The 25,347-nt window shown below is 71.7% G+C and carries 23 protein-coding genes and 1 pseudogene; 12 read left to right on the top strand and 12 right to left on the bottom strand.

Annotated features, from left to right (window positions below):
* Window positions 1-10 precede the first annotated feature (10 nt).
* Both ACWGI6_RS16875 and ACWGI6_RS16870 read left to right on the top strand, forming a co-directional pair.
* Window positions 11-607: a sigma factor-like helix-turn-helix DNA-binding protein gene (locus ACWGI6_RS16875; protein WP_453268218.1), complete on the top strand. Its 597-nt coding sequence runs from the start codon at window positions 11-13 to the stop codon at window positions 605-607.
* Window positions 604-852: a hypothetical protein gene (locus tag ACWGI6_RS16870; protein ID WP_393906749.1), complete on the top strand. Its 249-nt coding sequence runs from the start codon at window positions 604-606 to the stop codon at window positions 850-852. The genes ACWGI6_RS16875 and ACWGI6_RS16870 overlap by 4 nt, the downstream gene beginning before the upstream one ends.
* 24 nt (window positions 853-876) lie before the next feature.
* On the opposite strand, the gene ACWGI6_RS16865 is transcribed toward ACWGI6_RS16870, so the two are convergent.
* Window positions 877-2,037 carry a cystathionine gamma-synthase gene (locus ACWGI6_RS16865; protein WP_453268217.1) on the bottom strand — a complete coding sequence of 387 codons (1,161 nt, stop codon included), beginning with the start codon at window positions 2,035-2,037 and terminating at the stop codon, window positions 877-879.
* A gap of 199 nt (window positions 2,038-2,236) precedes the next feature.
* On the opposite strand from ACWGI6_RS16865, the gene ACWGI6_RS16860 reads away from it, so the two are divergent.
* From ACWGI6_RS16860 to ACWGI6_RS16845, 4 genes are all read left to right on the top strand, one after another.
* Window positions 2,237-3,397, top strand: a complete 1,161-nt coding sequence (locus ACWGI6_RS16860; protein WP_453268216.1) for a hypothetical protein — start codon at window positions 2,237-2,239, stop codon at window positions 3,395-3,397.
* 82 nt (window positions 3,398-3,479) lie between these two features.
* On the top strand, window positions 3,480-4,196 hold the full coding sequence (gene msrA / locus ACWGI6_RS16855; protein ID WP_453268215.1) for a peptide-methionine (S)-S-oxide reductase MsrA: 717 nt from the start codon (window positions 3,480-3,482) through the stop codon (window positions 4,194-4,196).
* Between the two features lie 130 nt (window positions 4,197-4,326).
* Window positions 4,327-4,680: a DUF6247 family protein gene (locus tag ACWGI6_RS16850; RefSeq protein WP_453268291.1), complete on the top strand. Its 354-nt coding sequence runs from the start codon at window positions 4,327-4,329 to the stop codon at window positions 4,678-4,680.
* Window positions 4,677-4,949, top strand: coding sequence for a hypothetical protein (locus ACWGI6_RS16845; protein WP_453268214.1), 273 nt, complete (start codon window positions 4,677-4,679; stop codon window positions 4,947-4,949). The genes ACWGI6_RS16850 and ACWGI6_RS16845 overlap by 4 nt, the downstream gene beginning before the upstream one ends.
* A 115-nt stretch (window positions 4,950-5,064) precedes the next feature.
* On the opposite strand, the pseudogene ACWGI6_RS16840 reads toward ACWGI6_RS16845, so the two are convergent.
* Window positions 5,065-5,148, bottom strand: a pseudogene (locus ACWGI6_RS16840) (DNA mismatch repair protein MutT); the annotation flags it as partial.
* Between the two features lie 359 nt (window positions 5,149-5,507).
* Here ACWGI6_RS16840 and ACWGI6_RS16835 point away from each other — a divergent pair.
* Window positions 5,508-6,806, top strand: a complete 1,299-nt coding sequence (locus ACWGI6_RS16835; protein WP_453268213.1) for a lanthionine synthetase LanC family protein — start codon at window positions 5,508-5,510, stop codon at window positions 6,804-6,806.
* 679 nt (window positions 6,807-7,485) lie between these two features.
* Here ACWGI6_RS16835 and ACWGI6_RS16830 read toward each other — a convergent pair.
* Window positions 7,486-9,312 (bottom strand): sulfatase, encoded by a 1,827-nt coding sequence (locus tag ACWGI6_RS16830; RefSeq protein ID WP_453268212.1) that lies wholly within the window; start codon window positions 9,310-9,312, stop codon window positions 7,486-7,488.
* Window positions 9,313-9,558: 246 nt separating this feature from the next.
* Entirely contained in the window at window positions 9,559-10,110 is a 552-nt protein-coding gene (locus tag ACWGI6_RS16825; protein WP_453268211.1) for a hypothetical protein, read from the bottom strand.
* A gap of 336 nt (window positions 10,111-10,446) precedes the next feature.
* Here ACWGI6_RS16825 and ACWGI6_RS16820 point away from each other — a divergent pair, with 336 nt between their 5' ends.
* The gene (locus ACWGI6_RS16820; RefSeq protein ID WP_453268210.1) at window positions 10,447-11,778 is read left to right on the top strand and encodes a sensor histidine kinase; all 1,332 of its coding nucleotides are present in this window, start codon (window positions 10,447-10,449) and stop codon (window positions 11,776-11,778) included.
* Entirely contained in the window at window positions 11,768-12,406 is a 639-nt protein-coding gene (locus ACWGI6_RS16815; protein WP_453268209.1) for a response regulator, read from the top strand. The genes ACWGI6_RS16820 and ACWGI6_RS16815 overlap by 11 nt, the downstream gene beginning before the upstream one ends.
* Window positions 12,407-12,444: 38 nt before the next feature.
* Here the strand turns inward: ACWGI6_RS16815 and ACWGI6_RS16810 are convergent, their stop codons facing one another.
* From ACWGI6_RS16810 to ACWGI6_RS16800, 3 genes are all read right to left on the bottom strand, one after another.
* Complete coding sequence (locus ACWGI6_RS16810; protein WP_453268290.1) at window positions 12,445-13,677, bottom strand: DUF2786 domain-containing protein; 1,233 nt, start codon at window positions 13,675-13,677, stop codon at window positions 12,445-12,447.
* Between the two features lie 334 nt (window positions 13,678-14,011).
* Window positions 14,012-15,301: a L,D-transpeptidase gene (locus ACWGI6_RS16805; RefSeq protein WP_453268289.1), complete on the bottom strand. Its 1,290-nt coding sequence runs from the start codon at window positions 15,299-15,301 to the stop codon at window positions 14,012-14,014.
* A gap of 279 nt (window positions 15,302-15,580) precedes the next feature.
* Window positions 15,581-15,919: a hypothetical protein gene (locus ACWGI6_RS16800; RefSeq protein ID WP_393906731.1), complete on the bottom strand. Its 339-nt coding sequence runs from the start codon at window positions 15,917-15,919 to the stop codon at window positions 15,581-15,583.
* A 108-nt stretch (window positions 15,920-16,027) separates the two neighbouring features.
* On the opposite strand from ACWGI6_RS16800, the gene ACWGI6_RS16795 reads away from it, so the two are divergent.
* Window positions 16,028-16,438: a hypothetical protein gene (locus tag ACWGI6_RS16795; protein WP_453268208.1), complete on the top strand. Its 411-nt coding sequence runs from the start codon at window positions 16,028-16,030 to the stop codon at window positions 16,436-16,438.
* A gap of 36 nt (window positions 16,439-16,474) precedes the next feature.
* On the opposite strand, the gene hutH is transcribed toward ACWGI6_RS16795, so the two are convergent.
* From hutH to ACWGI6_RS16770, 5 genes are all read right to left on the bottom strand, one after another.
* Complete coding sequence (gene hutH / locus ACWGI6_RS16790; protein ID WP_453268207.1) at window positions 16,475-18,019, bottom strand: histidine ammonia-lyase; 1,545 nt, start codon at window positions 18,017-18,019, stop codon at window positions 16,475-16,477.
* Between the two features lie 107 nt (window positions 18,020-18,126).
* Window positions 18,127-19,254 carry a diguanylate cyclase domain-containing protein gene (locus tag ACWGI6_RS16785; RefSeq protein WP_453268288.1) on the bottom strand — a complete coding sequence of 376 codons (1,128 nt, stop codon included), beginning with the start codon at window positions 19,252-19,254 and terminating at the stop codon, window positions 18,127-18,129.
* A gap of 328 nt (window positions 19,255-19,582) precedes the next feature.
* Entirely contained in the window at window positions 19,583-20,395 is an 813-nt protein-coding gene (locus ACWGI6_RS16780) for an enoyl-CoA hydratase/isomerase family protein (RefSeq protein ID WP_453268206.1), read from the bottom strand.
* A 305-nt stretch (window positions 20,396-20,700) separates the two neighbouring features.
* Window positions 20,701-21,975 carry an adenylate/guanylate cyclase domain-containing protein gene (locus tag ACWGI6_RS16775; protein ID WP_453268205.1) on the bottom strand — a complete coding sequence of 425 codons (1,275 nt, stop codon included), beginning with the start codon at window positions 21,973-21,975 and terminating at the stop codon, window positions 20,701-20,703.
* 408 nt (window positions 21,976-22,383) lie between these two features.
* Window positions 22,384-23,286 (bottom strand): biotin--[acetyl-CoA-carboxylase] ligase, encoded by a 903-nt coding sequence (locus ACWGI6_RS16770; RefSeq protein ID WP_453268204.1) that lies wholly within the window; start codon window positions 23,284-23,286, stop codon window positions 22,384-22,386.
* 131 nt (window positions 23,287-23,417) lie between these two features.
* Here ACWGI6_RS16770 and ACWGI6_RS16765 point away from each other — a divergent pair, with 131 nt between their 5' ends.
* Window positions 23,418-25,007, top strand: coding sequence for an acyl-CoA carboxylase subunit beta (locus tag ACWGI6_RS16765; RefSeq protein ID WP_453268203.1), 1,590 nt, complete (start codon window positions 23,418-23,420; stop codon window positions 25,005-25,007).
* Between the two features lie 32 nt (window positions 25,008-25,039).
* Window positions 25,040-25,252 carry an acyl-CoA carboxylase epsilon subunit gene (locus ACWGI6_RS16760; protein ID WP_453268202.1) on the top strand — a complete coding sequence of 71 codons (213 nt, stop codon included), beginning with the start codon at window positions 25,040-25,042 and terminating at the stop codon, window positions 25,250-25,252.
* Window positions 25,253-25,347 lie beyond the last annotated feature (95 nt).

The following is a 25,347-nucleotide window of genomic DNA, read 5'->3' as shown; positions in this document are numbered from 1 at the left end:
GGGAGGCGCGGTGCGAGAGCGGCGACCGGCGCAGGAGCGCCGCCACGCCCGGGAGTTCGAGCTGTTCGTGGCGGGCGCGGCGGGCCGGCTGCTGCATACCGCCACACTGCTGACCGGTGAGCCCGCTTCCCGCCCCGCCCCGGCCGCCGAAGAGTTGCTGACCTGCGCACTCTCGCGGACGTACGCCGTCTGGGACCGGCTGCGCGGCGACGATCCGTACGAGCGCACCCGCCGCGAGATGGCCGACCGCTTCGCGCACACCGCCTGGCGGCACCGCCGGCCGCGCGGCGGACTCCTGGACCGGCTGTCCCCACAGGAGCGCCTGGTCCTCGTCCTGCGACTGTACGAGGGCGTGCCCGAGGAGCAGACCGCGGCCCAACTCGGCCTGCCCGCCGAGCGGGTGCACGCCCTGTGCCTGCGCGCGATCACTCAGATGCGCAGCCGCCGCCCCGGGCCGCAGCCCTCCCCGGCACCGGAAACCGCACCGGAATCCGGGCGGGCACCAAGGCCCTCCACACCACCGGAGACCGGACCGGCCCAGGCGCCCCCGGGAACACGGGAATCCGGCCCGCCCCAGGACTCCGCTCCGGAACCGGCGGCCCCATGAGCCTCCCCGACCGCAAGGAGACCGAGGTACGGCGGATGCTGGCCGGGCCGCATCCGCTCGTACCGCCCGACCTCGCCGACCGGGCCACCGCCCGCGGCCGCCGCATCCTGGCGCACCGCAGACTGCTGCGACGCCTCGGCTGGCTGTGCGCGCTGCTCGCGCTGGCGGCGCTGACCTGGGCGGCCGTGGACCACGCCTGGCTGCCGCCGCCGGCCCACACCACCCCTCCCGCGGAGGGGTGGTGAACGGCAGGGCCGACGACCCGTCCGTCAGCCCAACGCCTGCGTGAGGTCGGCCAGCAGGTCGTCGACCGACTCGATACCGACCGAGAGGCGCACGAGGTCGTTCGGGACCTCCAGCAGCGACCCGGCCGTCGAGGCGTGCGTCATCAGCCCCGGGTGCTCGATCAGCGACTCGACGCCGCCCAGCGACTCACCGAGGGTGAACAGCTTGGCCCGGTTGCAGACCTCCACAGCCGCCTGCTCACCGCCCGCGACCTGGAACGACACCATGCCGCCGAAGGACCGCATCTGCTTGGCGGCGATCTCGTGGCCCTGGTGATCGGACAGCCCCGGGTAGTAGACGCGGGTCACCTTCTTGTGCGAGGCCAGCAGGTCGGCGAGGCGTGCCGCGTTGGCGCTGTGCCGGTCCATGCGGACGGCGAGCGTCTTGATGCCGCGCATCACGAGCCAGGCGTCGAAGGGTCCGGCGACCGCACCCATCGCGTTTTGGTGGTAGGCGAGTTCCTCGCCGAGGGCGTCGTCGTTGACGACAAGCGCGCCGCCGACCACGTCGGAATGTCCGCCCATGTACTTGGTCGTGGAGTAGACCACCACGTCCGCGCCGAGGGCGAGCGGCTGCTGCAGGTAGGGGCTGGCAAAGGTGTTGTCGACGACCAGCTTGACCCCGGCGTCCTGGGCGACCCCGGCCAGCGCCGCGATGTCACTGATGCCGAGCAGCGGGTTGCTGGGCGTCTCCACCCAGATCGCCTTCGTACGGGGCCGCAGCGCGTCGCGTACGGCCTTCGGGTCGGAGGTGTCGGCCACCGACCACTCCACACCCCACCGCTCGACGACCTTCGAGATGAGACGGAAGGTCCCGCCGTAGGCGTCATTAGGGATGACGACATGGTCGCCGGGGGTCAGCAGGGTGCGCAGCAGGCAGTCCTCGGCGGCGAGGCCGGAGGCGAAGGCAAGGCCGCGGCGGCCGCCGTCGAGGGCCGCGAGGTTCTCCTCCAGGGCGGTACGGGTCGGGTTGGCGCTGCGGCTGTATTCGTAGCCGCCGCGCAGCCCGCCCACCCCGTCCTGCTTGTACGTGGACACCTGGTAGATGGGCGGTACCACCGCGCCGGTGGCCTCGTCGGGCTCCTGACCTGCGTGGATGGCAAGGGTCTCAAAATGCTGGTGGCGTGGTTCGCGCTGATCGCTCATGTCTGCCGAGGGTAGTCGGCCACGCGACCGAACTTTTCGGAACTTTCTGGTTGCCTGGATAGTGGATACATACGAGGGACCGCACACCGGTTCCCACCGCGCCACAAAAACCGCCGACCGCCGCCCCTCCCCCACCACCCGCCACGCCTTCGATCCGCGCCGCTCCACAGGCAGCCGTTACAGGTACAGGACATCCCACATGGACGCTCTGCTGGTTCTCCTCGCCGCGCTCGCGCTCGGCGGCTTCGTCTTCCTGCCCTGGATGCGGCGCCGGCGGGCCGTGCAGCACACCCGGCAGGGCCTGGTGGTGGCCTCCGACCCGATGGCCGGCTACGGCTTCGTACCCCTGGAGGAGCTCGACGTACGGCTCCCCGGCCCCGACCAGGAACTGGCCGATGCGCTGGCCGAGATGCGCCGCACGCACGACTGGCGCCCGGCCGCCGCGCTGCTGAAGTCCACCGGCGACGACTGGGAGCGCCGCTGGCAACGGGTGCAGACGCTGGCCGGCGCCGCCGCGTTCGAGCTGGCCGCTGAGGAGGCGACGGAGCAGCAGCGGCGCGGCACGGCACCGGGGTACGGCGACGGCGGACGGACCGGCGGGATCTGGCTGCGCACCTGGCGCTCGGAGGCCCCCAAGGACCCCGGCGGCGCCCAGACGCACGCCCAGTTCCTGGTCGTCCAGGCGCTGCGCGACCCGGGCTCGCAGGACTTCCGCATGATCCTCGAAGAGGCCCGTACGGTCTGCCGGGAGGCGGCCCTGCTGGCGCCCGGCAGCCCGGTCCCGTACATCACGGAGCTGGCCGTCGCCCGCGGCCTGGGCGACCGCCCCGCCGACTACGAGGAACTGTGGTCCAAGGTCGCCCAGCGCGCGCCGCAGCACATGGGCGCGCATCTCGCCGCGCTCCCGTACTGGTCGCAGAAGTGGCACGGCTCCCGTGAGGAGGCCGAAGCCTTCGCCGAGCGCGCAGCGGCCGCAGCCCCCGCCAAGACCCTGCTCCCGGCCCTGCCCCTCTTCGCGGTCTACGAGCACCTCCCCGAGGCCAACATGGTCCGCAGCCTCTACCAGAGCGCGGTCGTCGAGCGCGCCATAGAGGGCGCCCACTTCGCGCTCCGCGAGGCCCCCGCCGACCACCCCATGGCGCCGCACGTCCGCCATCTCCTGGTCTGGTTCCTGGTCCGCGCCGAGCGCTACGCCGAGGCCATGGAGCAGCTCCGCCTGGTCGACGGCCACGTGGGCGCCGTCCCGTGGTCGTACGGCCGCAGCCCCGCCGCCGAGTACGCCGCCTACCGCGCCCTGGCCATCGCGGGCTGGGAACAGCTCGGCGGCACGTCAGCGGGCTTCCCGCCACCGGGCCACTGACGGCCGGAATGCCTCCCCGTCCCCAGGCGTTGCCCACAGTGCACCCTCAGGTCCCCTCTCCCTCCCCAGGAGCCTGATCCACATGCTGTTCTCCCGCTTCAAGACCCACCTCCCCACCCCCGAGGAAGCCCTCGAAGGCCGCCCCGACCGGGCCTTCGCCGTCCCCGACCGGCACACCGTCCTCGGCAACCCGCTGCTCGGCCCGTATCCGGACGGACTGGAGATCGCCGACTTCGGCCTGGGCTGCTTCTGGGGCGCCGAGCGGAAGTTCTGGCAGACCGAGGGCGTCTGGACCACCCTGGTCGGCTACCAGGGCGGCCACACCCAAAACCCCACCTACGAAGAGGTCTGCAGCGGCCACACCGGCCACACCGAGGCCGTCCGCGTCGTCTACGACCCCGCCGTCGTCCCGTACACGGCCCTGCTGAAGCTCTTCTGGGAGTCCCACGACCCGACCCAGGGCTTCCGCCAGGGCAACGACGTCGGCACCCAGTACCGCTCCGCGATCTACACCCACTCCCCCGCCCAGCAACAGGCCGCCGAAGCCTCCCGCGACGCCTACCGCACCACCCTCCACAACTCCGGCTACACCGACATCACCACCGAAATCCTCCCCGCCGACACCTCCCGGCCGTTCTATCCGGCGGAGGGGTATCACCAGCAGTACCTCGACAAGAACCCGGCGGGGTACTGCGGGATCGGGGGGACGGGGGTCAAGCTAGGTGACCCGTCGGAGACAAACTGGGGACGGTCGTGCCCGACAGGGATCGCGCCCGCCCCGGAAGTCACGGAGCAGTAGAACGCTCCCGCCAAGCCGGTCCAGGCGCGGCTAGCCACACTGCCTCTCCCTCACTCGTTCGAGCGGAGGGAGAGCACTTGTGCCGGATACGCTGACGCACGGGATCAGAATCACGCCCATGGGAGTAGCCATGACCACCTCCGCCGCTGGGCAGCCACTCATTCCCCAGCCCCCTGCCACGGTTGCCGCACTGCGGCAGGCGATCAGCCAGATCGCGCCCGCAGCGCTGCCGGCCTTCACACGGGAGTTGGACCAAGCGGCCGACCAGTCCCGGCAGGGCTCCGACCTGGCACCGCTCCAGCGGTTCATCGCCCAGTGGGCCGCCTATGTCCACATCCAGCGTCAGCCCGACGCGGCAGCGGACCTCCGCCGGTGGGAGAGCGCTGCCGAATCGGGCGACGCGGCTCAGGCACGGCAGGCCGCCTCCGAGATCGGCCGGATCCTGGACGAAGCCCACGCCGCCATCGGCCTCCCGGCCCGGTGAGCGCTGACTGGCGCTGGGAGTACGACCCCGACCACGACCATGTGGCGGGCGGCATCCCCGGTCACGTGGTGGCGGAAGTGGAACGTCTGGCCGGCCAGCTCGTAGACCTAGCAAGGACGGGCATCGACGTCAGCGATTTAGGCAACGGTCCCCGACCGGGAGGCCTGCGCCGCATGGACGCCGCCGGCGGCTGGTTCTACTTCCTCGTGGCACCGCGTGCCCCGCTGATCATCATCGTCCGCATCATGCCACCGTTCGACGCGCTGTAGCCGTCACCGCTGAAGCATCTTGCGTGCCTGGGGTTACTTGGCACGCGAGCCCCGTGGGGACGGGGGTGAGCTGTCCAGTAGGTGTGGCGCCTGCCGGGGACCGACCTCGGGCTCGTCACCCCAGGTAGGGGCGCTCCCGCTGCTCCAGGAAGTGCCGGATACGGAGCTGCTGCGTGTGGTGCATCGGGAGATCGCCGATCGGCCGTGCCAGAACAGCGGTCCGCCGACCCCGACGATCACCGATCTGGCACGATCTGGAACGCGACGAGTGACCACCGCGCACAGCAAAGGGCCCGGGTCGTCGACCCGGGCCTTCTTCGTGGAGCGGGCGACGGGATCCAACTCGTGCCCTCAGCTTGGGAAGCTGCGATCATCTGGGACTGATGGGGGGACTCACCTGGGTGGACGGCCGGCTCGGGCTTCTTGGAGGCTCGGCTGCATTCCCCGTGGTTCCCTGCTGTTCCCCGCCCGATCTTGTGCGGTTGTGGTGCGGCGGAGGGACCTTCGAAGCGCCAACTCCCTCTGGGCGGGGCCGGAAGACCATGCGAGAGTGTGCTCATGACGGCACCAGAAGCCACGGTCCCGGTGGTCGACGAGGTCGAGGAGCTGGCGGTGGAGGGGCTGCGCTGGCTGACCGGGGCGGCGCGAGAAACCTCCGGAGGGGGCCTCGCCTGGACGACCAGGCCCTCGGACGACGAGCTGAACCCGATGCTCTACAGCGGTACGGCCGGTATCGTCCCTGTGCTCCTGGAGGCGTGGCGGCATTTCGGCGACGACTCTTACGCCGATTCCGCCCTGCGCGCGGCCCGCAGTCTCGCGGACTCCGTCGACGGCATCGACGACGACTCCCTCTACTTCGGCCGTACCGGAATGGCGCTCGTCCTGCGGGCCCTTCACGAAGAACTCGGCGACACGACTGCCGGCGCCGCCGCTGACCGTGCCCTGGAACTCATACGGTCACGCTTCGACGGGACGCGTTGGGGCGAGCTGTTCGAGTTGATGGGCGGCAACGCGGGGATCGGCCTCGGCGCGCTCCTGGCCGGCGACGCCGAACTGGCCGTCCTCGCCATGGAGCCGTATTTGCGGACGGCGGAGCAGACCTCGGCGGGCGTCCACTGGGCCCACCGCACGGGTACCGACTCCCGTCTGCACCACATCTCGCACGGCACACTCGGAATCGTCCTGTCGCTCGCCCAAGTCGGCGGGGCAACCGGCCGTACGGACCTGGTCGAACTGGCGCTGGCCGGTGCCGCGGACGTCGTGGCGCGCGATGAAGCGGGGCCGGAAGGCTTCCTGGTGCCGCACTCCACCCCGCAGCACCGCCCCGATGTCATCGAGCCCATCAGCTACGGCTGGTGTCACGGCCCGGCCGGCGACGCCCAAGTCTTCCGGCTGCTGCGGGACATCACGACCGACCCCGTCTGGGCTGCCCTCGCCGACCGCTGCTGGGACGCGGTCACCCACTCCGGCCTGCCCCAACGAGCCCGCCCCGGCTTCTGGGACAACAACGGCCGCTGCTGCGGCACCGCGGGCGTCCTCGCCCTGGCCTGCGACCGGATCGCCGAACAGCACGACCCGTACGACTTCGCCCACGTCCTCGTCACGGACCTCGTTGGCCGCGCGATCCGGGACAGCGACGGCGCCCGCTGGTCCAACTTCGAGCACCGGGACACTCCGAGCGACCTCGAACCGTGCACCGGCTGGGCGATGGGCAACGCGGGGATCGTCCGCGAACTCTTGCGCTTCGTACGGCTGAGCCGCAGGGGCGATCCCCGGTACGCCTTCGCCTGGCCGGACCAGCCTCCGGTGCACGCCCGGGCCACGATCCGCTCTTCCGGTACCGACGCCGTGTCGTGATGGACTGGGGTGTGCGCGCCTGTCAGCAAACCGTGCCGATGTCTCACGGGGCTACGTGCAGGGCTGTTCACCGACGCCACCGCCTGCTCTTGCGCTCCCGTTCCGGAGACCACCGCTTTAGGAGTTCGGTCCGGCGCGCCCAGCGATGGTTCGTGGCCGGACCGTGGGCTCGGACGGCGCGGAGTGCGCGGGGGCTGTCGGCGGCGGGCGTTCACGGTGGGGCCGACCCAGTGGATTGCAGCAATGCCTGCGGGGGCTCGTGGAAGCCCCCGTCGCCGGCGAAGATGACGCCTGCCAAGATCACGACGCAGGCCAGTGCTACGACCACCGTCAGCCATGTGCGTGCGACCGCCCCATGGTAGTCAGCGTCGTCATCCCCATCCTGCTGCACAAGACCCCCTGGCCGACTGGTCGACTGCTCGACCGGCTGCCCGAGCCGCGGTCGTTGCCTGCGCTCCGGGTGCGGGCATGGTGCATGCAGTGTGGCAGCAGATCGTCTTGGTAGGGCCAGGCCTGAGCGGTGAGGGGACCCGCTGAGGTCTTCTTTCGTGGGCCGTCCGCCTCGTACGGCCCAGGGAACGCCCGGGGTTGGGCCGTGCGAGGCGCAGAGGGCGGCGGCGCGCCCTCTCATGTGTTCGGGCTGAGTGGCCGGGGGTCTGATCGGGGCCGGTCGCAGCCGTTAGCGGGTTCCACCGGTTCCGGGTCGGGATCCGTAGGCCGTCAGGAAGCGGTTGCGGAAGGCGTCCATCCGCCAGACGGGGGCGTGGTGGCCGGGGTTGAGGCCGGGGGTCCAGTGCCAGTCGGAGATGCGTTTCAGGACGTCGGGGTCATGGGCGACGATCGCGACCGGGACGTCCCTGCTGGCGTGGTCGCCGGAGACCTTGGCGACGGGCTGGTGGTCGCCGAGGAAGACGAGCACGGTGTTCTTGTTGCCGTACTTCTCGACGTACGAGATGAGGCTGTTGAGGGAGTACTGGATGGACTTGCCGTACTCGGTGCGCACCTTGTCGGTCTGCTGCCATACGTCGACGGGGTGCTTGCCGGCCTTCTCGATGCTGTTGTAGACGGAGCCGTCGCCGACCTTGTCCCAGCCGAGGGTCTTGGGGAGGGGCGCCCAGGGGTTGTGGCTGGAGGTCAGGATGATCTCGGACATCAGGGGCTTGTCGTGCGGCTTGCCGTGCTCCAGGCGCTGGAAGGCGGCGAGGCTGTACTGGTCGGGCATGGTCGACCAGCTGAACTTGGGGCCCTTGTAGCCGAGTTCCCGGGAGTCGTAGACGTGGTCGAGGCCGTAGAACTTGGCCTCCGGCCAGCCCTTGGTGACGCCGGGCATGATGCCGACGGTCCGCCAGGCGCCGGTGCGCCGGAAGGCGCTGGTGAGGGTCAGGTGGTCGCCCGCGGTGACGGTGCGGTAGCGCTGCTGGTTGTCGATCCACAGGCCGGACAGGAAGGTGGAGTGGCCCAGCCAGCTGCTGCCGCCGTACGTCGCCGAGGTGAGCCAGCCGCTGCGGGCGGAGTAGCCGGCCGCCCGCAGGCGTTCGGTCCCCTTCGCGAGGGTGGCGTCGACGCCCGGTGCCATCAGCGGGTCCTGGACCGCGCTGCGGCCGTAGCTCTCGATGAAGGTGAAGATGACGTCCTTGCCGCGCAGTCCGGTCAGCAACCGGCTTCCCGGGGTGTGGTGGTAGGGGTCGCTCGCGGCTTCCTTGGCGAACTTCCGCTCGTCCTTCAGGGTCGCGCTCACACCGTCCACGCGGGACTGGACGAGGTCGGAGGTGCTGCGGGAGGCGACCGGCGCCCCGGCGATCTGCAGGCCGAGGGCCGAGGAGAGGACCCAGGCGGTGCCGAGTACGAGGGTGGTGCCGGCCGCCCTGGCGGCGTGCCGGGCCATGAGGTTGCTGAGCCGGAGGACCGCCAGGGCGGGGAGGACGAGCAGGGCGAGGGCGAGGAGGGCGGCCGCGATCTCGACTCCGATCGTGCCCGCCCGGCCTATGGAGTCCTGGAGGAAGGAGGCGCCGTCGCCGAGCAGGACCCAGTCGAACACCACGTTGAATCCGCGGCCGAGCACCTCGCCGAAGCCGATGTCGAGGATGTCGAGGGCGGTCAGCAGGCCGAGGGCCACTCCGGCGAGCACCGCGGCCACCCGCCGCGCCGGGTGTGGCAGGAGGAGCAGCAGGGCGGCGCCGGCTATCCCCTCCACCGGGATACGGGCGAATTCGGCGGGCGTGAGGCGGGCGGCGTCGTTCGGCAGCAGGAGGGTGACCAGCACCAGCGCGCCGGCCAGGGCGGTGGTGGTCCACGCCATCGCCCGCGCGGCGGTCGGATGGCGGTCCCGCCAGCCGCCCGGGGCGGCATCGAGGTCGGTGACCTCGCTCGGGGCGCCTTCCTGTTCTCCCGTCCCTGCCGCGGTATCCGGCGCATCCGCCGGGGGGCCGTCGTCCGGCGGCAGGGGCCCGGTGGTGGTTGTCTGCCTCTGCTGTGGCAGCTGGTGAGAGCGCGTGAAGTGCGACAACCCGAAGGTCCTTCCGTGCGAGGCCCGGTGGTGGCGCGGCGGACCGGACTCGGGTGGTCGGCGCCGTCGCTATCTGTACGGTCGGCCGGTGGCCCGCGTTCAATCGGCCGGCCGCCTGCGCGGGAAGGATGATGCCAGGGCCGGGCCGTCCCCCGATCGGCCCGGCCCTCCCCCCGCGACGCCACGCGCTCCGACGGCTGACGAGCAGGCGTCGGCCGGTGGCGCCGGTCCGTGGACGGTGCGCCGTCAGACCGCGGCCGGCTGTTCCGTGCCCGCCGGGGCGGGGGCCGACCGGCGGATGCGGCGGCGCTTGGTCACGAGGACTGCGGTCCGGGTGAGGACCATGGCAAGTGACATGAAGACAAAGGCATTTGCGTAGACGTCGGGGCCGCTGAGCTCATTTTCGATGCTGAAGCGGATCAGGCCCTCGGTGAACCAGTGCTCGGCACCGTAGGCGAAAAGAACGCGGGCGGCGGAAAGGACGATCCAGACGAGGGCGTATCCGATTCCGCCGGTGGTGTAGATCCGGCCGTCGCTGCCGCGGTGCGCGGGGAGCAGTACGCCGGCGATCAGGCCGCAGATCACGCCCACGCCGACGCCGATGAGCTGAAACGAGGGCGCGTTCCCGGAGGTCGGGAAGGAGCGCACAAAGATCGCGATGATGAGGGCGACCGCGATCACGGAGCGCAGCATGCGCATATTGGTGACGCGGCGGCGGCCCAGGTCGGTGGCCAGGATGAGGGTGAGGATGGTGGCACTGGCGATGAGTGCAGTGACGAACTGACTCAGGTGGTCCATGGAAATCCGGGCCTTTCTGGGGTGCTGCGGCTTCTGTTGCTCGGCGAGTGCGCTGCGGTTCGGGGAATTCCGTGGTTCCGGGAATTCCGCGGTCCGGCGAATTCCTTTGTCCGGGGTCTTCCGCGAGGTCCGCGAGGTCCGCGAGGGCTTCGTCAACGACGTTATGGCGAGGGGCCGTTGCCGCGGGACGACCGACCGGTGGAGGGGGATGTCCACCGGTCGGTGGACAGTGCGGCGCCGGAGAGGCAGGTGATAGGACTGGGCGCGGCCGCACCCGCTCCTCGGGTGCGGGGACGCTCAGGTCCAGGGGGACACGGTGATATCCAGGGGGCCGCGGTGACGGCTGAGGCGCGGCGCGCGCCCGAGGCGCGGGTGCGGTGGTTCGGGCTGTGGGACAGCTACTTCGTGATCTGCTATCTGGTCACCACGGGGCTGGTGTTCACCTCCGGCGTGCCGCAGGGGGGCCGGGTGGTCGCCATCGGCGCGCTGACCCTGGCCGTGCCCTGGTACGCGGGGATCGGGCGGCCGTTGATGCTGCGGCATGAGAGCGACCGGCGCAACGTCGTCTTCCCCGTCGGCCTCTTCGTGCTGTTCGGGGTCGCCACCGCCGTCGATCTGATGAGCTCGTTCGCGCTGTTCGCCCTCATCCCGATGCTGATGATGAGCCTGGCGACCAGGCCGGCCCTGGTGGTCGGCGTCCTCGGCAACCTCATGCCCGTGACGATGCTGTGGCTGCGCGGCGGCGCCGCGGGCCCGGCCGTGCTGTTCGTGCTGCTTGCGTCGCTGCTCGGGATGGCCCTGTCCGTACTCCTCGGGCTGTGGATCAAGAGGGTGGTACGGCAGAACAAGGAGCACGCCGCGCTGATCGAAGAGCTGCGGCGGAACCGCGAGCAGGTGGCCCGGCTGTCGCACCGGGCCGGGATCTCCGCCGAGCGCGAGCGGCTCGCACGGGAGATCCACGACACCCTCGCGCAGAGCCTGACCAGCATCATCAGCCTTGTGCAGGCGGCGGACTCGGAGGTGGAGGGCGCGCCCGCGGTCGCCCGTGAACATCTGGCGCTGGTCGGGCGGGTGGCCAGGGAGAGCCTGGCCGAGGCCCGCGCCTTCGTGGCCGACCGGACGCCCGCGTCCTTGCGGGAGAGCTCCTTGGCGCAGGCGCTGCGGCGGCAGGCGGACGGGCTGACCGCGCAGACCGGGCTGCTGGTGCGGTTCGCCGTCGAGGGCGACGAGCGGCCGCTGCCGATGGCGGTCAATGTCGTCCTGCTGCGTGCCGCGCAGGAGGCCGGCGCGAATGTGCGCAGGCACGCCGACGCCCGCGCGGTGGACCTGGTGCTCCGGTACGGGGAGGGACGGGTCGGGCTCCGTGTCGCCGATGACGGCAGGGGGTTCGACGCGGCAGCGGCGGCAGCCGGGAGGGAGGACGAGCACGGTGCGGCGGGGCACGGTCGGGGTGACGGCGGGGGCTTCGGGCTGCGGGGCATGGCGGCGCGGGTGGCGGAGATCGGTGGCGTGATGAGCGTGGTGAGCGAGCCCGGGGCGGGCACCGCCGTCGAGGTGAAGGTGCCCTTGGCGGAGGCGGTGGACCGGGTGGAGGCGCCGATGGCGGGTCGGTCCGAAGAGCAGGTGGCGGCGGGGCGGTTGGCGAAGGCGGCGGATGATGAGCGTTGAGGACACGGTCGCGGTGCGGGTGCTGCTCGCCGATGATCACCCCGTCGTACGCGAGGGTCTGTGCGCGATGCTGCAATCCGACCCGGGCATCGATGTCGTGGGGCAGGCGGGCTCCGGTGAGGAGGCCGTGACGCTGGCGGCCCGGCTGACGCCGGACGTCGTGCTGCTCGATCTGCGGATGGGCGGGATGGACGGGGTCGCCGCCACGGGGCACATCCTGCGGCAGTCGCCACGCAGCAGGGTGGTCATCGTCACCACCTATGAGAACGACTCCGACATCCTGCGCGCCGTGGAGGCGGGGGCGGCCGGCTACCTCCTCAAAGGCAGCTCCCGCGCCGAGTTGGTCGACGCCGTACACGGTGCGGCGCGCGGTGCGACCGTGCTGACCCCGTCGCTGGCCACCAAGCTGTTCCGGGCGCGGGCCGTGGAGGAGCCGCCGCTGTCCGCCCGGGAGTGCGAGGTGCTGCGGCTGGTCGGCCAGGGACTGACCAATGCCGAGATCGGCCGGGAGCTGTTCATCGGCGAGGCCACCGTGAAGACCCATCTCCTGCGTGCGTTCAAGAAGCTGGAGGTGTCGGACCGGACGGCGGCGGTGATGACGGCCCTGGAGCGCGGGTTGTTGTCGTAGCCGCGCGCGGCTCCCCCGGGGTCACTTGCGCCGCGGCCTCACCCCTCGCCCAGCCGCGCCCGGTCCGCCGCCGCTCTGCCCTGGTGCCAGCCGTCCGCGTCCCGTATGCCGCGGAGGCGGACCGGGGCGGTGTCGGGGAAGAGGGCGCCGGTGGTCTCCTCGACGGCGAGTTCGCGGGCGGCGAGGACCGGGAGGAGGTCGGGGGCCGCTCCGTCGGACTCGGCGGTGGCGGCGACCGCGGCGGCGGCGGTGGCCGCCCCGAGCCGGTCGCGGATGCGGTCGGCGTAGGCGACGAGGAAGGTCTGGCGGAAGTCCCGGGTACGGCGGGAGCGGCCGCGGGCGATGGGGGCACCGCCCTGCTCCTTGAGAGCTCGGGGGAGGTCGTTCGCCGCGCGGTGCATCGCGGCGGTGGCCTGGAGCAGCAGCGACGTGTAGAGCATCTCGGCCGCCTCCAGGTCGGGGGCGAAGCCGACCAGGGTGGAGAAACCGACGTCGGCGGCCCAGACGGCCTGGCAGCGGTTGGCGGCCGCCACCGCGTCGAGCAGCAGCGCCTTGGCCTGTTCGTACGGGCCCTCGATGCCGATACGGACCGCGGACGGGCCGCCGGCCTGCCCGCCGGGCCCGGCGTCCGCGCTGTCGAGCAGCGCCTCGTCGATGCTGTGCCGGGCCATCAGCTCCTGGGCCTTGGCGGACAGCGCCTCGGCCTCCTCTGCGTAGTCGGTCGCCTCGGCCTTGGCGAGCAGCCCGCGGATCCGTCCGAGGGCGCGGGACGCGGCGGGGCCGCTCTTCGGGGCGGCCTTCGGCGGGGCCGGCAGCGGGGTGATGCGGGGCAGCCGGGCGAGTGCGCGCAGCGCCGCCAGTACGTCGTACGTGGTCTCGAAGCGGGAGGTGCGGCGGCGCTCGGCCAGGGCGTCGAGGTAGCCGGTGTCACCGGCCCACCAGACCTCGGCGCCGAGGTTCCTCAGCTGCTCGGCCCAGCGCGTGTCCCGCGCGGGGCGTGCCGCCGGCGGCCGGGCCGCTTCGGCCGCGACGGCGTCGACGACCACTGCCACCAGGGAGGCGCCGGACGCGTCACGCCGCACGATCCGCTCCAGGTCGGCGGGCTGCCAGCCGCCCGCCCAGCACTGCCGCACGGCCGCGACGGCGGCGTCGACCACCGCCGCGCTCACCGCCTCCCGGCCGGCCTCGGCCGCGGCCAGCATCGAGGCGCCCGCCTCGATGGCGTCCTCGGCCTGCGCGCCGTCCGGCGCGTAGCGGACGCTGCCGAGCACCTGCCCGACCAGTTCACCGGCCGCCGACGACGACCCGCCGCGCCCTTTTTCTCCGCGCTCACTCACCCGCTCACTGTACGGAGGGCTCTCCCGGCCCCGCGTCCCGGTGGCAGTCGGCGGCCGGCGCACCGTACACAGCGACGACGCCCGGCGGCACCCTGATCGGGGCGCCACCGGGCGTCGGTCACGTCATGAGGCGAGCGGTCGGCACGGCACGGCACGAGCTGCCGGTCATGACATGACCTGTCACCTCGCGTCGCGAGCGGTCATGTCACACGCGGTCATCGTGCGGTGTGCTGCCGTCACCCGCGGTGTACTGCCGTCATCTGCGGTGTCACTGCTGCACCACGGTGCCGGGCTGCTGCGCAGCGCTGCCGGCGACCCACTCCGACCAGTCCATGTTCCAGCCGTTCAGGCCGTTGTCCGGCTTGACCGTCTGGTCGGGGGAATTGACGACATCCACCACATCGCCGGTCTGCGAGTGGTCGAAGAACCAGGCGCCGGGCGTCTTCGCGTCCTTGGCGCCCTTGGCGTCCTCCAGACCGATGCAGCCGTGGCTGGTGTTGGTCTTGCCGAAGATGCCCTTGCCCCAGTAGTTGCCGTGGATGAAGGTGCCGGAGGCCGACAGGCGCTGGGCGTGCGGCACGTCGGGGATGTCGTACTCGCCCTTGCCGTCCTTCTTCTTGAAGCCGACGGTCGAGCCGTCCATCCGGGTCTGCTTGAACCGCTCGGAGATGACCATCTTGCCGTTGTAGGTCGCGTTCTCGTCGCCGCCGGCCGAAATCGGGATGGTCTTGACGAGCTTGCCGTCACGCACCACGAACATCAGGTGTGCCTGGGTGTCAACGGTGCTGACCTGCGAGTGACCGACATTGAAGCTGACGGTCTTGTTCTGGATGCCCTTGACGCCCGGCGACGCCTCGACACCGTCGAGGCCGAGCTTCATGGTGACCTTGGAGTTCGCCTTCCAGTAGTCCTGGGGGCGGAAGTCCAGCCGTTTGTCGCCGAACCAGTGGCCGACGACCTGCTGGTTGCTGCTCGACGCGACCTTGATCGCGGACTCGACCTCGGCCTTGTTCTCGACCGGCTTGTCGAAGTTGATCGACACCGGCATCCCGACGCCGACGGTCGAGCCGTTCTCCGGCGTGAAGTTCCCGACGAAGCTGTTCGCCGGGGAGACGGTGGTGAAGCTGGAGTTCTCCACCGCCGTGCGTCCCTTGGAGTCCACCGCATGCGCGGTGACCTTGTACTTCGTCGAACGTTCCAGTGCCTGCTTGGGCTTCCAGGAGGTGCCGTCCGCGGAGAGGGTGCCGTCGACCTTCTGCTTGGACTCGGCCGAGGTCATGGTGACCTCGGTGAGCTTTCCGTCGCCGACCGTGACGTGGGCGTCACTGTTGATGCCCGCACCGGTCGCGCCGTCCGCCGGCAGAATCTTGATCTTGGCCTTGGAGGCGTCCTTCGCGGCCGCCTCGTCCACCTGCTGGGCGTTCTCGTGGCGAGGACCGTCAGCGCCGCCATCGCCGTGGTCAGCCGCCGTGCTGCCGCCACACGCTGCAAGCGTGAGTACGCCCCCGAGCAGCGTGGCGCTGGCTATAAGCCCCTTCCGGCGCTTGCTGTCCGTTATCACACGCATCTCCATTGCTACCGATTTCGCAGACTTCCCCGAGCGAGCTGCCAACTGAACGCAGGCATATCTGGACGCAGGCATTCCGGCCGACGCCATATGAACGCCTTTTCCTTTTCGCCCGTTCCATGCCTCCACAAAGTGTGGGGAAGGCCACTTATGTCCCCGGGACGGTCACCGGGTGCTCACGGAGCGGATGCGCACCGGCCACGTAGTGGGCCCCCGTACGGCGGGTAAGCCGTACGGGGGCCCTGGCCATCGGGCGGGACGAGCTGCCGGTCAGCCCTCCCCGTCCGCGTCGTCCGCCAGATCCCAGTCCGCCGCGTTCCACTCGGCGTCCGGGTCGTAGTCGGTCAGCTCCTCGCTGCTCCACGAGGCCTGGGCGAGTTCGGTGCCCGGCACCGAGGTGACGAGGTCGAACGGGTCGATCAGATGGGCCAGCGCCTCCGCCGGATCCTCCTTGACCGTCTCCACGGACTGTCTGCGCTCCTCGTCGGGCAGCGACGGGTCGCCGCCGATGTGATCGAGGGCCGCGCCGGTCAGCTGCCGGGCGTCGGTCACCTCCAGGATCAGTTCGACATGAAGGCGCACAAAACGTGATGTCTCACCATTGCTCATAGCACGGAGGTTAGGCATGGACGGGTCCTGACTTCCCCGCGACCCGCGGCGGTCACTAACATCTGAGGTCACCGGCCAATTCGCCGAACCCACAAGGGGGATCGCTTCGTGACCGCACGACGACCACTGCTGACCGCCGCGGCCGCGGGATCGGTACTGTTCGCCCTGTGGTTCGTACCCTCCGCCAATGCGAGCGCGGGGGATGACGGAGCGACAGATTCCGGTCTGCGGACGGCATCCGCCGCGGCCGGACCGGGCCTGGCCGACCGGGTGAGCAGCGGGGCACAGGACACCGTCAGCGGTTCCACGACGACCACCCCGCACCACAGCGGCACGGGCACCGGCTCCGGCACGGTCTCCGGTGCCGGCGCCGACCCCGCCGGCACCCGGCCGCACTTCCTCGCCGACACCGGCAGCCCGGACACCACGCCGTACGTGATCGGCGGCGGCGCCTGTCTCGCGCTCGGCGCCGGGCTGGTCAGCTACTCCGTCCGCCGCACCCGCGACGACACCGCCTGAGACGGGACGGGGCGGCGGGCGCCGTGCCGTCCGCCGTTACGCCAGCTCGCCGGTGACCGACTCCACGGCCGCCACCAGCTTCCCGCCCCGGACGAACGCATACGCGCCCTCCAGGTCCGGCGCCAGGAAACGGTCCTCGCCCGGCCCCTGGATGCCGGCACCGCGCACCGCGTCCAGCACGGCACGGGTGGCGGGGGCGGGCGTCAGCCCCGTACGCATCTCGACGGCGCGGGTCGCTGCATAGAGCTCGACGGCGATGATCCGGGTCAGGTTGTCGACCGCGGTACGCAGCTTGCGCGCCGCCGACCAGCCCATCGAGACATGGTCCTCCTGCATGGCCGAGGACGGGATGGAGTCCACCGAGGCGGGCGCCGCCAGCCGCTTCAGCTCGCTGACCAGCGCGGCCTGGGTGTACTGGGCGATCATCAGCCCGGAGTCGACGCCCGGGTCCCCGGCCAGGAAGGCGGGCAGCCCGTGCGAACGGTTCTTGTCCAGCAGCCGGTCGGTACGGCGCTCCGCGATCGAGCCGAGGTCGGCCGCGGCGATGGCCAGGAAGTCCAGGACGTAGGCGACCGGAGCGCCGTGGAAGTTGCCGTTGGACTCGACCCGGCCGTCCGGCAGCACCACCGGGTTGTCGACCGCGGCGGCCAGCTCGCGGTCGGCCACGAGCCGGGCGTGGTCGAGGGTGTCCCGGCCCGCGCCGGCGACCTGCGGGGCGCAGCGCAGGGAGTAGGCGTCCTGGACGCGCGGGGCGTCGTCCTGGTGGTGGCCGGTGAAGCCCGAACCGGCCAGCACCTTGGACATATTGGCCGCCGAGGCGGCCTGCCCGGGGTGCGGGCGGATGGCGTGCAGCTCGGGCGCGAGGACCTTGTCCGTGCCGAGCAGGGCCTCCAGCGAGAGGGCCGCGGTGATGTCCGCCGAGGTGAACAGCCGGGCGAGATCGGCGCAGGCCATGACCAGCATGCCGAGCATGCCGTCGGTGCCGTTGAGGAGCGCCAGGCCCTCCTTCTCGCGCAGTTCGACGGGCTCGATGCCGTGCTCGGCCAGCAGCTCGCCGGCCGGCCGTACGACACCGTCGGGGCCCTCCGCGTCGCCCTCGCCCATCAGCGTCAGCGCACAGTGCGAGAGCGGCGCCAGGTCACCGGAGCAGCCGAGCGAGCCGTATTCGTGCACGACGGGCGTGATGCCGGCGTTGAGTATGGCCGCCATCGTCTCGACGACGAGCGGGCGGACACCGGTGTGCCCGGAGGCGAGCGTCTTCAGCCGCAGGAACATCAGCGCGCGGACGACCTCGCGCTCGACCCGCGGGCCCATGCCGGCCGCGTGCGAGCGCACGATGTTGCGCTGGAGCTGCACGCGCAGCTCGGGGCTGATGTGCCGTACGGCGAGGGCCCCGAAGCCGGTGGAGACGCCGTAGACGGGGTCGGGCTTGGCGGCGAGTTCGTCGATGAAGGCGCGGGAGGTGGCGACGGCCGCGAGGGCCTCCGCGGACAGCTCGATCCGGGCCGCGCCGCGGGCCACCGCGATGACGTCCTGTGCGGTCGTGCCGGACGTCCCCAGCACCACAGTGTGCATATCCATATTCAGGCACCCTAGAGACTGAATCGCCGGATGTCACCACCGGATTTCGTGCGCACCCCTTACGGGGCGTAGGCGAGGGACCGGGGTCGGTACAAGGATGCGATGCCTCACCTCCGGAAGCGGCGGCGCTCCGGCCCCGACCGCCGGTCCGGTGCGTCCGCGAGCCGGACGACCGGGTCGTCCTTGCCGCCGTGCCGACCGGCGACCACCGGCTCACCCGACCGCGCCGCCTTGGCCTTGTACTGCGCGGCGTCCGCGAGCCGGAAGAGCCGGCGGGCGCTGCGCACCGGACCGATCGGATCGCCGGTCGAGGCGACCCCGACCGCGACCCCCTCACCGAGGTCCAACTCCCCTGCCCGGTCGCACAGTTCACCGGCCACCTTGACCACCTCGTCGGCCGGCGGGCCCACCGCGAGCAGACAGAACTCATCGCCGCCGAGCCGGGCCGCCAGCATGCCCGGCAGCATCGCACCGCACAGGGACAGCACCGAGCCGAAGCGCTCCAGCAGACGGTCCCCGGCCGCATGGCCGCGCGAGTCGTTCACCCGCTTCAGCCCGTTGAGGTCACACACCACCAGGCTGACCACCACCTCGTCCCTGCGGTGCAGCTCCAGCGCCTCGTCCAGCCGCATATCGACGGCCCGGCGGTTGGCGAGACCGGTCAGGGAGTCCGTGAAGGCCAGCCGGCGGACCTCCGCCAGCCGCTCGGTCTGGGCGATCCCGGCGGCCGTGACCGCGGCGAGCACGCTCGCGAAGTCGGCGTCCGGCCGCCCGAAGACCGCCTCCCCCGTACGCCGCGCGACATACAGCTCGCCCCACGCCCGGCCGTGCAGCACGATCGGCGCGACCACACAGCAGCCCCGGCCGCGGCGGCGCAGCGCGGCTACCCGCTGCGGGTTGGCACAGCCACTCCCGCCCGGCCCCGCTGCCGCGTCCGCGGGCGCGGGGCCGCCGTGCGGCTCCTCGGCGGTCTCCACCCAGGCGCTGGGCTCGCCGCCGCCCGCCCACTGCTCGTGGAGAAAGCCGACGATCTCCGGGAATTCGTGGACGGGGTAGCTCTCGTCGTCCGGGAACTCCTCCTCGTCGTCGGCGAGTTCGCCGACATTGACCAGCACCCGGAGCTTGCCCAGCTCGCGCTCCCACTTCGAGATCGCCGCGAAGGATCCCCCCAGGGCCTGGCGCACGCCCTGCGCCGCGGCGTGCGCCGATTCGCGCGGCGTGTGCGCGGCCGCCATCGCCTGCGCCAGCTCCACCACGGCCCGCAGCCTCGCATCGCCCTCGCCCGTCACCGGATCCTCGCATTCCGTCACCGTGAGCACGCTCTGTAGTACAGCGTAGGAATGTTTAACCCCTTTCGCCCCTTTCCGTGTGTGATTGACGCCCAGGCGTTATTCGCGTCGTCCTGCGCGTCGTTCCTGGTCGGGGGGTGGGGGTGGAGCGGAGACGGGGGATGAGCCGCGCGGGAGGGGGCCGGAGCGCGGCCTCCTCACGGTGCGTGACGGTGGGCGGTCGCGCCGACACCGCGGGACGTGCCGTCCGGCGTCGGCGCCGTCTTGCCCCGGGTCACTCCCCGGGCCACTCCGGATCCCGCTTCTCGTTGAAGGCCGCCACACCCTCCGCCCGGTCCCCGGAGAAGGCCACGCTGCGCCAGGCGCCGTCCTCCAGGTCCAGGCCGGCCCGCAGGTCCAGCCCGTGCCCGAGGCGCATGGCGCGCTTGGCGGCACGCAGTCCGACCGGCGAGTTACGGGCGATCGCGGCCGCCAGCTCCAGCGCCCCGGCCCGGTCCTGCCCGTCCGCCACCAGCCGGTCGACCAGCCCCAGCTCCGCGGCCTCGGCCGCCCGCACCCGCCGGGCGGTGAAGACCAGCTCGGCCGCCCGCGCCGCGCCCACCCGGCGCGGCAGCAGCTGGGTGCCCCCGCCGCCGGGGATGACGCCCACCGACACCTCCGGCAGGCCGACCTCCGCCGTACCGTCCGCGACGATCAGATCGCAGGCCAGCGCCAGCTCGAAGCCGCCGCCGAGCGCAAAGCCGTGCACCGCGGCGATGGTGGGCATCGGCAGTTCCAGTACGCCGGTGTACGCGGCACGGGTGTGCGGGCGCTGCCGCATCAGGTCCGCGTCCGTGAAGGAGTTGCGCTCCTTGAGGTCCGCGCCGACGCAGAACGCCCGCTCGTGGGTGGAGCTGAGCACCACCGCCCGTACGGAGCGGTCCGCGGCCAGCTCGGCGCAGGCCTGCGCCAGGCTGTCGGCCATGGCCGTCGAGACGGCGTTCATGGCCTTCGGGCGGTCCATGATCAGCTCCGCCACGAAACCGTGGCGCTCGACGGCCACCCAGCCGTCCGCACCGAATTGTTGCCGTTGCCCCTGCCGTTCCATGCAACCCTCCCTGTTAACGGGCGTTGACCTGACGTGGGGATCATGCCAGGTGGGCGGCCAGGGGGACAGGGATGGGAGCGGCAGCCCGGAGGGGTGGACCGGGCTCGGGCGGGGTGCGGGCCGGGCGGTCGGTTCGGGCGCCCGTGATCCGCGGGGTCGCATCAGGACGGGCGGGCAGTCCACCGGCTCGGTTCCGGGTGGTGGTGATCCGCGGGCTCCGGTTCCGGGCCTGCCGTGGTCCGAGTGCCCGTTCACGGCGGGGTCCGGGCGTCCGTTCGCGGCAGGGTCCGGTCCGCTTGTGGGCCTCAGTCGCTCGTGGCCTGTCCGTCCCGACGGCTCAGCAGCCACGGCTCGATCACGCCCAGGCCTCGCACCGGGCGCTGCCACATCGGCTGGAGTGCGAAGCGGTACGACGGCGGCGGGGCGCCGGTGCCCTCCTCGGCCGCCTTTTCCGCGGCCGCGGCGTCGGCCTCGGAGACCGGCGCGTCACCGATACGGCCCAGCTCCTCGGCGAACGCCTCGTCCACCAGCACGGTGTCCTTCGGCGCTATCGAGGTGAGGCGGCTGGCGAGGTTGACCGTCGTGCCGAAGACATCGCCCATCCGGGTCGTGACCGTGCCGAAGGCGATACCGACCCGCAGCTCCGGCATCGTCTCGTCATTGGTCATCGTCTCGATCAGCCGCAGCCCGATCTCGGCGGCGATACCGGCGTCATCGGCGGAGAAGAGGACCTCGTCGCCGAGGGTCTTGATGAGCCGGCCGCCGTGCGCGGCCACCAGGTCGGAACAGGTGGTCTCGAACGCCTCCACCAGCTCGCCCAGTTCCTCCTCCTCCAGGCGGCGGGTCAGACGGGTGAAACCGACCAGGTCGGCGAAGCCGACGGCGAGCCGGCGGTCGACCATCTCCGCGTCGTCCTGGGCCCGGACGACGCGGCCGGTGGCGGCGGCGAGCTGGCGCCGCCAGACGTAGACGAGGAACTCCTCCAGCTCGGGGAGCAGCAGCTCGACCAGCGGGTAGGTGATCTCCGTCCGGGTCAGGCCGGAGTCCTGGGGCTCGGTGAGGCCCTCCAGGAAGGAGTCGATCTGCCAGTCGGCGAGACGGGCGGTGGTCTGGCCCGTGGAGCGGGCGACCTGGATGGCCATGGCCTCGCTCAGCAGCCCGGCCTCGACGAGACCGGACAGCCGGCGCAGGGCCAGCACATCGGCCTCGGTGAGGGCCTTGACCTGGCCGATGTCGGCGAAGCCCATGGCCCGCCAGAAGCGGGCCGCGAGATCCATGGAGACACCGGCGCCGCGGGCCGCCTGGAACGGTGTGTAGCGGCGGTCGGCGCCGAGGATGAGTTGTTCGAGGCGGACGGCGATGTTGTTCTCGTCGTTGTTCTCGTCGCCGTTGTCGGCCGCGCCGTCGCCGGTGACGAGGCCGCCGGCCGCGCCGTTGGTGGTGACGAGGCCGCCGGCCTCGCCGTTGGTGGTGGCGCCCTCGTCCCGGCCCCCGGAGGGGTCGTCGACGGGGACGTCGCGCACGGCGTCGTCCTCGGTGTCCATGTCGCGCGGGGCGGCGCCCGAGTCGTCGGCGGTCACCGGCCGCTCCCTGTCCGATCCCTGCGCACTGCCCTTCCGATCACTGCTCGCCGGTGGTCCGCTCCCTGGCGAACCGCCTCAACGATACGGCAGGTGTGCTCTGGCTCACTCTCACATGTCGGCTGTGACCGCGGAAGTGGTGGGGGTGTACCGGCGCGGCGGTGGGCGGCGGGGCGGGGTGCCCTCGCGCTGCCGTCCTTGGCCGCGGCTGGGCCGAGTGTGTCTGCGGTCGGCCGGTGGGGGGCGCCGCGCGCCCGCCGTGGGTGCGCGCACTCCCCGTGGGCGAGGGCCCGGAGGGGATGCCCCTCGGCACGGACAGCGGCAGACCTCACGGCCGCCGACCCGTGCGGCGGCCATCCATCGTGGCGCCGCACGGGGCCGGGGCCCGTCCAACGCCTCGGACCGGCCCTACGAGTCCTCCGCCGGGCGCAAGTGGACGATGTCCCCGGCCCCGACCGGCTGCTGTACGCCGTTCGTGGTGGCCAGTACCAGGCGGCCGTCGCCGTCGATGGCCACTGCCTCGCCGATGATCTCGGTGTCGCCGGGGAGTTCGGCGCGTACGGAGCGGCCGAGGGTGGCGCAGCCGGCGGCGTAGGCCTCGTGGAGGCGGCTGGCGGCGGGGTCGCCGTCGGCGGCCCGCCACTCCGTGTACCAGTCCTCCAGTGAGCGGAGTACGGCGCGCAGCAGCGGGTCGCGGTCGGTGCTGCGGGCGCCCGCCAGGACCAGCGAGCCCGCGGCGGGCACGGGGAGTTCGGCGGCGGTGAGGGAGACGTTGAGGCCGATGCCGATGACGACGCCGGGGCCGGCCCGTTCGGCGAGGATGCCGCCCACCTTGCGTTCCGTGAGGGTGCCCCCCGGACGCAGTTCCTCGGAGTCCTGGGAAGTTACCAGCAGGTCGTTGGGCCACTTGAGGGCCGTGTCGACGCCGGCCGTCCGGGAGAGGGCGGCGGCCGTGGCCACCCCGGCGAGCAGGGGGAGCCAGCCCCAGCGTTCCACCGGGACGCGGGGGGTGAGGTAGACGGAGAAGAAGAGGCCGGAGCGCGGGGGCGCCGACCAGGTGCGGTCGAGGCGGCCGCGGCCGGCGGACTGTTCCTCGGCCACCAGGATGGCGCCCTCGGCCTCCCCCTCGGCCGCGCGGGCCGCCAGGTCGGTGTTGGTGGAGCCGGTGGCGGAGACGACGTCCAGGGCGGTCCAGAGCGAGCCGGGCCGCACCAGGGCGCGGCGCAGCGCCGTGGCGTTCAGCGGGGGGCGGCCCAGATCGCTCCAGCGACCGGCATCTTTGTCCCGGTTTTCCGGTGGTTGAGGCGTCATGGGACCAGCCTAGGTGTGGTCAACGACGCAGTGCCGCTGAGCAGTCCCGCGGATACGCTACGAATCGGTAGACAAACCCGTACCACCCTCAGTACGAGCACCAGTCCAGGACGAGCAGGAGCCGCATCCCGATGTCCGAGCCGGAAGCAAACATCCACACCACCGCGGGCAAACTGGCGGATCTGCAGCGACGGGTCGAAGAAGCCACGCATGCCGGTTCCGCACGTGCAGTGGAAAAGCAGCATGCAAAGGGGAAGTTGACGGCGCGTGAGCGCATCGATCTGCTGCTGGACGAGGGCTCGTTCGTCGAGCTGGACGAGTTCGCGCGGCACCGGTCGACCAATTTCGGGCTGGAGCAGACCCGCCCCTACGGCGACGGTGTGGTGTCCGGCTACGGCACGGTCGACGGCCGCCCGGTGGCCGTCTTCTCCCAGGACTTCACGGTCTTCGGCGGGGCCCTGGGCGAGGTCTTCGGCGAGAAGATCGTCAAGGTGATGGACTTCGCGCTCAAGACCGGTTGCCCGGTCATCGGCATCAACGACTCCGGCGGCGCGCGCATCCAGGAGGGCGTGGCCTCGCTGGGCATGTACGGCGAGATCTTCCGCCGCAACACCCATGCGTCCGGCGTGATCCCGCAGATCAGCCTGGTCGTCGGCCCGTGTGCAGGCGGCGCGGTCTACTCCCCCGCCATCACCGACTTCACGGTCATGGTCGACCAGACCTCGCACATGTTCATCACCGGCCCTGACGTCATCAAGACGGTGACCGGTGAGGACGTCGGCTTCGAGGAGCTGGGCGGCGCCCGTACGCACAACACCACCTCCGGTGTGGCGCACCACATGGCGGGCGACGAGAAGGACGCCATCGAGTACGTCAAGGGACTGCTGTCCTACCTGCCGTCGAACAACCTCTCCGAGCCGCCGGCCTTCCCGGAGGAGGCGGATCTGGAGACCTCGGACACCGACCGCGAGCTGGATGCCCTGATCCCGGATTCGGCCAACCAGCCGTACGACATGCATGTCGCGATCGAGCATGTCCTGGACGACAATGAATTCCTGGAGACCCAGGCGCTGTTCGCGCCGAACATCCTGACCGGCTTCGGGCGGGTCGAGGGCCATGCGGTCGGTGTGGTCGCCAACCAGCCGATGCAGTTCGCGGGCATCCTGGACATCAAGGCCTCGGAGAAGGCCGCGCGGTTCGTGCGGACCTGCGACGCGTTCAACGTCCCGGTGATCACCTTCGTGGACGTGCCCGGCTTCCTGCCCGGCACCGACCAGGAGTACGACGGGATCATCCGGCGCGGCGCCAAGCTGATCTACGCGTACGCGGAGGCGACCGTCCCGCTGATCACGGTCATCACGCGTAAGGCGTTCGGTGGCGCGTATGACGTCATGGGCTCCAAGCACCTGGGCGCGGACCTCAACCTCGCCTGGCCGACCGCGCAGATCGCCGTCATGGGCGCACAGGGCGCGGTCAACATCCTGTACCGCCGCACCCTTGCCGCGATCGAGGACCCGGCCGCGCAGGACGAGCGGCGCCAGGAGCTGATCCAGGAGTACGAGGGCGCCCTGCTCAATCCCTACGTCGCGGCCGAGCGCGGCTATGTCGATGCGGTGATCATGCCGTCCGAGACGCGCCGGCACATCGTCCGCGGGCTGCGCACGCTGCGCAACAAGCGCGAGGCGCTGCCGCCGAAGAAGCACGGCAACATCCCGCTCTGACCGGCAGAACCAGCGAAGGAGGGCCGTTCTCGATGATCAAGGTCGTACGGGGCAACCCCACACCCGAGGAGCTGGCCGCCGCACTGGCGGTGGTGCAGGTCCGCGCGGCGGCCGCCGCTGCCGTCGAGCCCGGCGGAGCCGATCGCGGCACCGAGTGGTCGGACCCCGCGTCCACGGTTCCGGCGCGGGCGCGGATGCCGCACCCGGGCCCGCGGGCCTGGCGTACGAGTTACTGGTCGCACTGACCGGCTGATGTCGAGCGGTGACCGTGAGGTCAGGTCGGTGCATAGTGCACTGACTAGTGCTTTACGCCGTGGCGCCTGAGTACGCGTACTCAGGC

Source organism: Streptomyces sp. NPDC054786 (assembly GCF_053611685.1).
Note: the sequence above shows the minus strand (reverse complement) of the source record. Positions and strands in the feature narration are given on the sequence as shown.

Excerpts from the sequence above, each read along its gene's own strand:
- ACWGI6_RS16835 (WP_453268213.1), top strand. The coding sequence starts at position 5,508 with ATGACGGCACCAGAAGCCACGGTCCCGGTGGTCGACGAGGTCGAGGAG.
- hutH (WP_453268207.1), bottom strand. The coding sequence starts at position 18,019 with ATGGATATGCACACTGTGGTGCTGGGGACGTCCGGCACGACCGCACAG.
- ACWGI6_RS16860 (WP_453268216.1), top strand. The coding sequence starts at position 2,237 with ATGGACGCTCTGCTGGTTCTCCTCGCCGCGCTCGCGCTCGGCGGCTTC.
- ACWGI6_RS16850 (WP_453268291.1), top strand. The coding sequence starts at position 4,327 with ATGACCACCTCCGCCGCTGGGCAGCCACTCATTCCCCAGCCCCCTGCC.
- ACWGI6_RS16780 (WP_453268206.1), bottom strand. The coding sequence starts at position 20,395 with ATGGAACGGCAGGGGCAACGGCAACAATTCGGTGCGGACGGCTGGGTG.
- ACWGI6_RS16870 (WP_393906749.1), top strand. The coding sequence starts at position 604 with ATGAGCCTCCCCGACCGCAAGGAGACCGAGGTACGGCGGATGCTGGCC.
- ACWGI6_RS16800 (WP_393906731.1), bottom strand. The coding sequence starts at position 15,919 with ATGAGCAATGGTGAGACATCACGTTTTGTGCGCCTTCATGTCGAACTG.
- ACWGI6_RS16815 (WP_453268209.1), top strand. The coding sequence starts at position 11,768 with ATGAGCGTTGAGGACACGGTCGCGGTGCGGGTGCTGCTCGCCGATGAT.
- ACWGI6_RS16865 (WP_453268217.1), bottom strand. The coding sequence starts at position 2,037 with ATGAGCGATCAGCGCGAACCACGCCACCAGCATTTTGAGACCCTTGCC.
- ACWGI6_RS16770 (WP_453268204.1), bottom strand. The coding sequence starts at position 23,286 with ATGACGCCTCAACCACCGGAAAACCGGGACAAAGATGCCGGTCGCTGG.
- msrA (WP_453268215.1), top strand. The coding sequence starts at position 3,480 with ATGCTGTTCTCCCGCTTCAAGACCCACCTCCCCACCCCCGAGGAAGCC.
- ACWGI6_RS16760 (WP_453268202.1), top strand. The coding sequence starts at position 25,040 with ATGATCAAGGTCGTACGGGGCAACCCCACACCCGAGGAGCTGGCCGCC.
- ACWGI6_RS16825 (WP_453268211.1), bottom strand. The coding sequence starts at position 10,110 with ATGGACCACCTGAGTCAGTTCGTCACTGCACTCATCGCCAGTGCCACC.
- ACWGI6_RS16785 (WP_453268288.1), bottom strand. The coding sequence starts at position 19,254 with ATGGCGGCCGCGCACACGCCGCGCGAATCGGCGCACGCCGCGGCGCAG.
- ACWGI6_RS16765 (WP_453268203.1), top strand. The coding sequence starts at position 23,418 with ATGTCCGAGCCGGAAGCAAACATCCACACCACCGCGGGCAAACTGGCG.